This window comes from Pseudomonas sp. NBRC 111127 (assembly GCF_001320345.1).
Taxonomy (GTDB): domain Bacteria; phylum Pseudomonadota; class Gammaproteobacteria; order Pseudomonadales; family Pseudomonadaceae; genus Aquipseudomonas; species Aquipseudomonas juntendi.
In genome coordinates, this window is sequence record NZ_BCBD01000220.1 from 1 (window position 1) to 7,250 (window position 7,250).

General features: G+C 63.5%; 6 protein-coding genes and 1 riboswitch. Of the genes, 1 reads left to right on the plus strand and 5 read right to left on the minus strand.

Annotated features, from left to right (window positions below):
- Nucleotides 1-18: 18 nt before the first annotated feature.
- The 5 genes from APH30_RS25380 to ahcY form a co-directional block, all read right to left on the minus strand.
- On the minus strand, nucleotides 19-1,911 hold the full coding sequence (locus tag APH30_RS25380) for a DEAD/DEAH box helicase (protein WP_054914088.1): 1,893 nt from the start codon (nucleotides 1,909-1,911) through the stop codon (nucleotides 19-21).
- Nucleotides 1,912-2,130: 219 nt separating this feature from the next.
- Entirely contained in the window at nucleotides 2,131-2,919 is a 789-nt protein-coding gene (locus APH30_RS25385; protein ID WP_054914089.1) for an ABC transporter substrate-binding protein, read from the minus strand.
- 56 nt (nucleotides 2,920-2,975) lie between these two features.
- Nucleotides 2,976-4,052: a hypothetical protein gene (locus tag APH30_RS25390; protein WP_054914090.1), complete on the minus strand. Its 1,077-nt coding sequence runs from the start codon at nucleotides 4,050-4,052 to the stop codon at nucleotides 2,976-2,978.
- Between the two features lie 93 nt (nucleotides 4,053-4,145).
- Nucleotides 4,146-4,991, minus strand: a complete 846-nt coding sequence (metF, locus tag APH30_RS25395) for a methylenetetrahydrofolate reductase [NAD(P)H] (protein ID WP_009682835.1) — start codon at nucleotides 4,989-4,991, stop codon at nucleotides 4,146-4,148.
- 214 nt (nucleotides 4,992-5,205) lie between these two features.
- On the minus strand, nucleotides 5,206-6,615 hold the full coding sequence (gene ahcY / locus APH30_RS25400; RefSeq protein WP_029887594.1) for an adenosylhomocysteinase: 1,410 nt from the start codon (nucleotides 6,613-6,615) through the stop codon (nucleotides 5,206-5,208).
- Between the two features lie 20 nt (nucleotides 6,616-6,635).
- Nucleotides 6,636-6,732, minus strand: a riboswitch (S-adenosyl-L-homocysteine riboswitch).
- Nucleotides 6,733-6,910: 178 nt separating this feature from the next.
- Here ahcY and APH30_RS25405 point away from each other — a divergent pair.
- On the plus strand, nucleotides 6,911-7,250 hold a 340-nt coding region (locus tag APH30_RS25405), incomplete at its 3' end, for an acyl-CoA thioesterase (protein WP_054914091.1).

Sequence of the window (7,250 nt, forward strand, 5' to 3'; positions counted from 1 at the left end):
TTTTTTTGCTACCTGGGCTTAGCCCTTGCGGGTCAGCAACGCCGGGCGCTCACCGCGGGGGCGGCTTGGCAAGTCATCCAGCTGCTCAGGCGTAGGAAAACGGTCGAGCTTGGATTCCTTGCGGATGATCACCGGCTGTTTTTCCACCTGGCGCGGGTTGCGCACGGCTGGCTCCTGCCGGGCAGCATCGTCACGGGCCGGGCGACCACGGCCAGCGCCGCCATCACGACGGGCACCGCCTCCGTTGTTGGCGCGCGGCGGGCGTTTTTCGCCGCTGCTACTGCCGCTGCGCTGCTGGCCGCCGCTACGGGCCTGGCCCTGACCACCAGTGTTGCTGCGCTGACCATTGCCTTGGCCCTGGCCCTGACCGCCACCCGGGCGACGATTGCGGCCCTGATTCTTGCCCTGGTAGGGGCTGACGTAGTCAGCGCGGTTACCGAAGTTGTCGATCTCGTCGTCCAGGAACTCTTCCGGGTCACGGTCGGCCGGAACCTTCGGCACGCTGGGGCTGCTGCTGGCTTGTTGCTGCTGGCGCGGCTTCTTGTCACGCGGCTTGCGCGGCTGCTGTTGCCTGTCGCCGCTCTTTTCCTTGTCGGCGGGCTTTTCAGCTGTTTGCTGCTTGGCCTTGCCTTTGTCCTTGCCCTTGTCCTTGCGGCCGCCATTGGCGTCTTTGCCACCTTCGCCGCGGGCCTGCTGGTTACGGCCACCGCGGCCGTTGTTCTGCGGGCGCTCGCGTACTTCGGGCTTTTCGGCTTCTACCTGGCTGGCGTCGAAGCCCATCAGGTCGCCATCGGGAATGCGCTGGCGAGTGACGCGCTCGATGCTCTTGAGCAGTTTTTCTTCATCCGGGGCGACCATGGAAATGGCCTCGCCCGAACGGCCGGCGCGGCCAGTACGGCCGATACGGTGCACGTAGTCTTCCTCGACGTTCGGCAGCTCGAAGTTGACCACGTGTGGCAGTTGGTCGATGTCCAGGCCGCGGGCGGCGATGTCGGTAGCGACCAGTACCCGGACGCTGTTGGCCTTGAAGTCGGCCAGCGCCTTGGTACGAGCGTTCTGGCTCTTGTTGCCATGGATGGCGGCGGCGGTCAGGCCGTGCTTTTCCAGGTACTCGGCCAGGCGGTTGGCACCGTGCTTGGTCCGGGTGAACACCAGCACCTGTTCCCACGCACCGAGGGTGATCAGGTGCGCCAGCAGGGCACGCTTGTGGCTGGCCGGCAGGCGATACACGCGTTGCTCGATACGCTCCACGGTGGTGTTCGGCGGGGTGACTTCGATGCGCTCCGGGTTGTGCAGGAGCTTGTCGGCGAGGTCGGTGATGTCTTTGGAGAAGGTGGCCGAGAACAGCAGGTTCTGGCGCTTGGCCGGCAAGCGGGCAAGTACCTTCTTCACGTCGTGGATAAAGCCCATGTCGAGCATGCGGTCGGCTTCGTCCAGGACGAGGATTTCAACGTGGGCCAGGTCGACCTTGCCTTGGCCGGCCAGGTCGAGCAGGCGGCCAGGGCAGGCGACCAGTACGTCGACACCCTTGGCGATGGCCTGGATCTGAGGGTTCATGCCTACGCCCCCGAAGATGCAGGCGCTGACCAGGGGCAAGTCGCGGGCATAGACCTTGAAGCTGTCATGCACCTGGGCGGCCAGTTCGCGGGTCGGGGTCAGTACCAGCACGCGGGGCTGGCGCGGGCCATGGCGCTGCGACTTGTCGGGGTGGCCGGCCGGGAACAGGCGCTCGAGAATCGGCAGGGCAAAGCCGCCGGTCTTACCAGTACCAGTCTGGGCGGCAACCATCAGGTCGCGGCCTTGCAACACGGCGGGAATGGCCCGCTGTTGCACGGGGGTCGGCTGGGTATAGCCCGCAGCTTCGATAGCGCGGACAAGAGCCTCGGAGAGACCGAGGGAAGCAAAGGACATGGGCGATCCTGTTCTCGTTTGGGCTGGGCCCGTATGGGATGTTCTGCCTGGCGCGACGGGCATCGTCGGGATGCGATCGCGTCCGGTCCAGCTGGGCTTTCACTGCACATCCGGGAAACGGAAGGTGGACGCGAAGGTGCGCCAGTGCCGATCGGGATGCCTGTTGCGAGGCCGAGCGTCCGGGCGTGAGCCGGGCGGGAAGGCCCGAGTATAACAGAGCTATCGCGCTGTGCTGCTTTCCTGCTGCTCAACGGCGTTGAGAATGTTTTTGGTGTCGCCTGTGTAGCGGTTGCTGATCGCCGTATAGGCCGCTTCCTGCTTGAAACGCCGCAGTTCTTCGGCAAACGCCTCGGCCAGTGCCTCGCGGCCCGGCTTGCGCACCAGGGCCAGGTACTGGTGCTGGCGCCTGACCACCAGTGGCAGCGCCTCGACCTGCCGTTGCAGGCCCAGCTGCTGCGCCAGGTAATGGCCAGCCTTGCGGTCGGTGATCGCCAGGTCGACACGGCCCAGCATCAGCTTGCCGAAATTGGCTTCGTGGGTGGGCGCGGCTTCGCGCTTGAAGTAGGTGGCCCCGCTGAAGGCTGCGCCATAGGTGTAGCCGGGCGAGGTGCCGACGGTAAGCCCGGCCAGGTCTTCCAGCTGGTTGACCACGTGGCGGCGCACACTGGCCTGGAACAGGATGAACTCGACCTCCGACATGGGCTCTGGCGCGTAGACCAGGTAGGGCTGACGCGACTCGGTCTGGAAGATATCGACAATACCGTCGGCCAGGCCTTGTTCGACCATTGCCAGGCAACGCTTCCACGGCAGGAACTGCCATTCCACCTCGACCCCGAGGCGGGCGAACACCAGGTTGGTCACTTCGTAGTCGATGCCGCGTGGATGGCCGTCCTGCTGGTACACGTAGGGCGCCCAGTCGTCGGAGACCAGGCGCAAGCGTTCGCCCAGGGCCAACGGGCTCAGGCAAGCGAGCAGCAGGATCCAGAACAGCCGGGCGATGTTGGGCATGCCGGGAGATTACGCGCTCGGCCGGTGCAAGGCCAGAGGGCAGGGCATCGGGCCATTCAAGCGTGGGAAGACCTGAGCAGGTGATGCTCGATGTCCTTGCGTCGTTCCCCCAGCGACAAGCGCAGCCCGGGGTGGCGCAAGCACTGGCGCAGGCGCTCGGGGTCGGTGGGGCCGTGGCGGGCATTGAGGTTTTCCAGGGCCTTGTCCCACCAGGCCGACGCGCAGGCGCGGTCGAACTCGTTGGCGTAGGGGTAGCAGCCGTACAGCAACTCACGGGCAAACTGACGTTCCTGGGGCGGAAGGGTCAGGCTCAATGCCTTGTAGCCCAGGCGGTGCAAGGCCGGTGGCCGGGGCAGCTGGTCGTTGACCAGGGCGACGTCGGCCAGCGCTGCCGGGCTGAGTGGATGTTGCCCATGTTTGGCCAGCCAGGCCTGGATCTTGGCGCGGAACTGCGCCTTGCGGCTCCAGTAATGGTGAATGACGTCGGAGCATGCCGCCAGCTGCAGGTGACCATGGGCCGCGACTGCCAGGCAGAATTCTTCCAGGGTGTAGGCCTCGCGGGCCAGCGGGTAGAGGGTGTCCATCAGGTCGATGGAGCGGTCCAGGGTGCCCGCGTCGGAGGCAGTGAGGCCGATCACCCCGGAGTTGACCAGGGGCATCTGGCAGTCTGCCAGGCCGCGGGACTGCAGAGGGCCCAGCAGGTTTTTATACAGCAGGCACTTCGGGTTCGCCCCATAGTGCGGGCCGATGGTGTTGCACAGCAGCTTGCCGGGCGCGACCCGGTCGAACAGTTGCAGTGGTGACTTGCGGAAAAAGGTATCGGTGTCGATCAGCACGGCCAGCGGGTGCTGGCGCAGTACCTGGCGCAACAGCACATGCTTGCTGCGGAAGTGGTAGCCGTGCGGGGCGTTCCAGGCTTGGCGCGTGGCCTCGTCCAGTACATGAGTGGTGACCGGTAGCCCGGCATAGGGTTGCGGGTTGTCGGTGTAGACCTGGATGTCCATGACGCTGCTGGCGGTACTGCCGAGCTGGGCAAGGGCGCTGATGATGCTGAAACAGGCTTCCTGATGATAGGTCGCGGGGCCAAAAGCCAGGTAGACGAGCTGTGGGCGAGATGGCTGGGGATGCTGCATGGCAGGCAAGACCTGTGTGACCCAAAAAAGAACAAGGCCTTAGTCTATGACCAAAGCCTTAATCATTTCTTAAGCAGACATTGCCAAAAAGTTTCAGCGCGGGAGCTTGAGGTTGTTCCACAGCGCCAGGCTCGCCTCGGCCTGGTTGAGGGTGTAGAAGTGCAGGCCCGGTGCGCCGCCTTGCAGCAGTTGTTCGCACATGCGGGTGATGACTTCTTCGCCGAAGGCCTGGATGCTTGCGGTGTCATCACCGTAGGCTTCCAGCTGCTTGCGGATCCAGCGCGGAATCTCGGCGCCACAGGCATCCGAGAAGCGTGCCAGTTTGCTGTAGTTGGTGATAGGCATGATGCCCGGCACCACCGGGATATCCACGCCCAGCTTCTGCGCGCGCTCGACAAAGTAGAAGTAGCTGTCGGCGTTGAAGAAGTACTGGGTGATGGCGCTGTCGGCACCGGCCTTGACCTTGTGTACGAAGTTGCCCAGGTCGGCCTCGAAGTTGCGCGCCTGTGGGTGCATTTCGGGGTAGGCAGCCACTTCCAGGTGGAAGTGATCGCCGGTTTCCGTGCGGATGAACTCGACCAGGTCGCTGGCGTAGCGCAGTTCGCCGGAGGCCATGCCCATGCCCGACGGCAGGTCGCCGCGCAAGGCCACGATGCGCTTGATGCCGGCGGCCTTGTACTCGGCCAGCAGGGCGCGCAGTTCAGCCTTGGTGTCGCCCACGCACGACAGGTGCGGGGCGGCCGGTACCTGTACTTCGCTTTCCAGCTGCAGCACGGTGTTCAGCGTACGGTCGCGGGTCGAACCACCGGCACCATAGGTGCAGGAGAAAAAGTCCGGATTGCAGGCAGCCAGCTGGCGGGCTACACCCATCAGCTTTTCGTGACCGGCATCGGTCTTGGTCGGGAAGAACTCGAAACTGTAGCGGCGTTCTTGTGACATCAGGCGTTCCTCTGGCAGCAAGCTGCAAGCGGCGAGCTGCAAGCTTCAAGCTGCAAGTAAAAGCCAGATCGGTGATGGCCGGTCTGGCTTGGTCATCGTTCAAGGTTCAAGAGGCTGGAGCTACAAGCTGCGGTCTGCTTCTGCTTGCAACTTGCAACTTGCAACTTGCAACTTGCAACTTGCTGCTCGCTGCTAGCAGCTCCAACCCTGCCGCTTAGTAGCGGTAAGCGTGCGGCTTGAACGGGCCTTCGACGGTCACGCCGATGTAGTCGGCTTGCTGTTTGGTCAGCTGGGTGACCACGCCGCCGAAGCCGCGGACCATTTCCAGGGCCACTTCTTCGTCGAGCTTTTTCGGCAGCACTTCCACGGTCAGGCGCTCGGCCTTCTTCTCGGGCGACAGGTCGGCGAACTTCTGCTCGAACAGGAAGATCTGGGCCAGGACCTGGTTGGCGAACGAACCGTCCATGATGCGGCTTGGGTGGCCGGTGGCGTTGCCCAGGTTTACCAGGCGGCCTTCGGCCAGCAGGATCAGGTAGTCGTCGTTCTGCGGGTCGAAGCTGCCGGCACCGGTGCGGTGGATCTTGTGCACCTGCGGCTTGACCTCTTCCCAGGCCCAGTTCTTGCGCATGAAGGCCGTGTCGATCTCGTTGTCGAAGTGGCCGATGTTGCACACCACGGCACGCTTCTTCAGGGCCTTGAGCATGTTGGCATCGCAGACATTGACGTTGCCGGTGGTGGTCACGATCAGGTCGATCTTGCCCAGCAGGGCTTTATCGATGCTGGCTTCGCTGCCGTCGTTGATACCGTCGATGAACGGCGATACCACCTCGAAGCCGTCCATGCAGGCCTGCATGGCGCAGATCGGGTCGACTTCGGTGACCTTGACGATCATGCCTTCCTGGCGCAGCGACTGCGCCGAACCCTTGCCCACGTCGCCGTAGCCGATCACCAGCGCCTGCTTGCCCGACAGCAGGTGATCGGTACCACGCTTGATGGCGTCGTTCAGGCTGTGACGGCAGCCATACTTGTTGTCGTTCTTGCTCTTGGTGACCGAGTCGTTGACGTTGATTGCCGGGACTTTCAGCTCGCCCTTGGCCAGCATGTCCAGCAGGCGGTGCACGCCAGTGGTGGTTTCTTCGGTCACGCCGTGCACGCGGTCCAGTACCTGCGGGTACTTCTTGTGCAGCAGCTCGGTCAGGTCGCCACCGTCGTCGAGGATCATGTTGGCGTCCCATGGCTGGCCATCCTTGAGGATGGTCTGCTCCAGGCACCACTCGTACTCTTCTTCGGTTTCACCTTTCCAGGCGAACACCGGGATACCGGCAGCGGCGATGGAGGCGGCGGCCTGGTCCTGGGTGGAGAAGATGTTGCAGGACGACCAGCGCACTTCGGCACCCAGGGCTACCAGGGTTTCGATCAGCACGGCGGTCTGGATGGTCATGTGGATGCAGCCCAAAATCTTCGCACCCTTGAGCGGTTGCTCGGCCAGGTACTTGCGACGCAGGCCCATCAGCGCAGGCATTTCCGATTCGGCGATGATGGTTTCGCGACGGCCCCAGGCGGCCAGGGAGATGTCGGCGACTTTGAAATCGGTAAAACCAGCAGGCATGTTTGCAGCGCTCATGAGAGCCTCCATTCGTAGTGTGCGAATGGGCGCCGTTGTGCGTTAAGCGCCCGCGAGAGCGAGCAACGCCCCATCCGAGCCTGACAGGCCTAGCCTGCTGCAGCGCCCCTCGGACAGGTGGCGGGCATGGCACCGCTGTGGGCAACCATGTGAAGCGGCGCAGATTATAGCTGTGCCTGCCGGGTTGCCCAAGGTTTTCTGTCGATTAATCGCGACGATAGTCGATGTGCAATGGAGCGATCGCAGCTGCTCTGCCATCATGGGCGCACGTTAGCCAAGCAGGTCAGGAGTACTGATGAACTTTCACACCCGCAAGTGGGTTAAACCCGAAGACCTCAACCCCAATGGCACCCTGTTCGGTGGCAGCCTGTTGCGCTGGATCGACGAAGAGGCGGCGATCTACGCCATCGTGCAGCTGGGCAACCAGCGCGTGGTGACCAAGTACATGTCGGAAATCAATTTCGTCAGTGCCTCGCGCCAGGGCGACATCATCGAGCTGGGCATCACCGCGACGGAGTTCGGCCGCACCTCGATCACCCTCAAATGCGAGGTACGCAACAAGATCACCCGCAAGAGCATCCTGACCGTCGACAAGATGGTCTTCGTCAACCTGGGTGAAGACGGCTTGCCGGCGG

Bases quoted from the DNA above. Each gene is read 5' to 3' on its own strand.
- ahcY (WP_029887594.1), bottom strand. From the start codon at position 6,615: ATGAGCGCTGCAAACATGCCTGCTGGTTTTACCGATTTCAAAGTCGCC.
- APH30_RS25380 (WP_054914088.1), bottom strand. From the start codon at position 1,911: ATGTCCTTTGCTTCCCTCGGTCTCTCCGAGGCTCTTGTCCGCGCTATC.
- APH30_RS25390 (WP_054914090.1), bottom strand. From the start codon at position 4,052: ATGCAGCATCCCCAGCCATCTCGCCCACAGCTCGTCTACCTGGCTTTT.
- metF (WP_009682835.1), bottom strand. From the start codon at position 4,991: ATGTCACAAGAACGCCGCTACAGTTTCGAGTTCTTCCCGACCAAGACC.
- APH30_RS25385 (WP_054914089.1), bottom strand. From the start codon at position 2,919: ATGCCCAACATCGCCCGGCTGTTCTGGATCCTGCTGCTCGCTTGCCTG.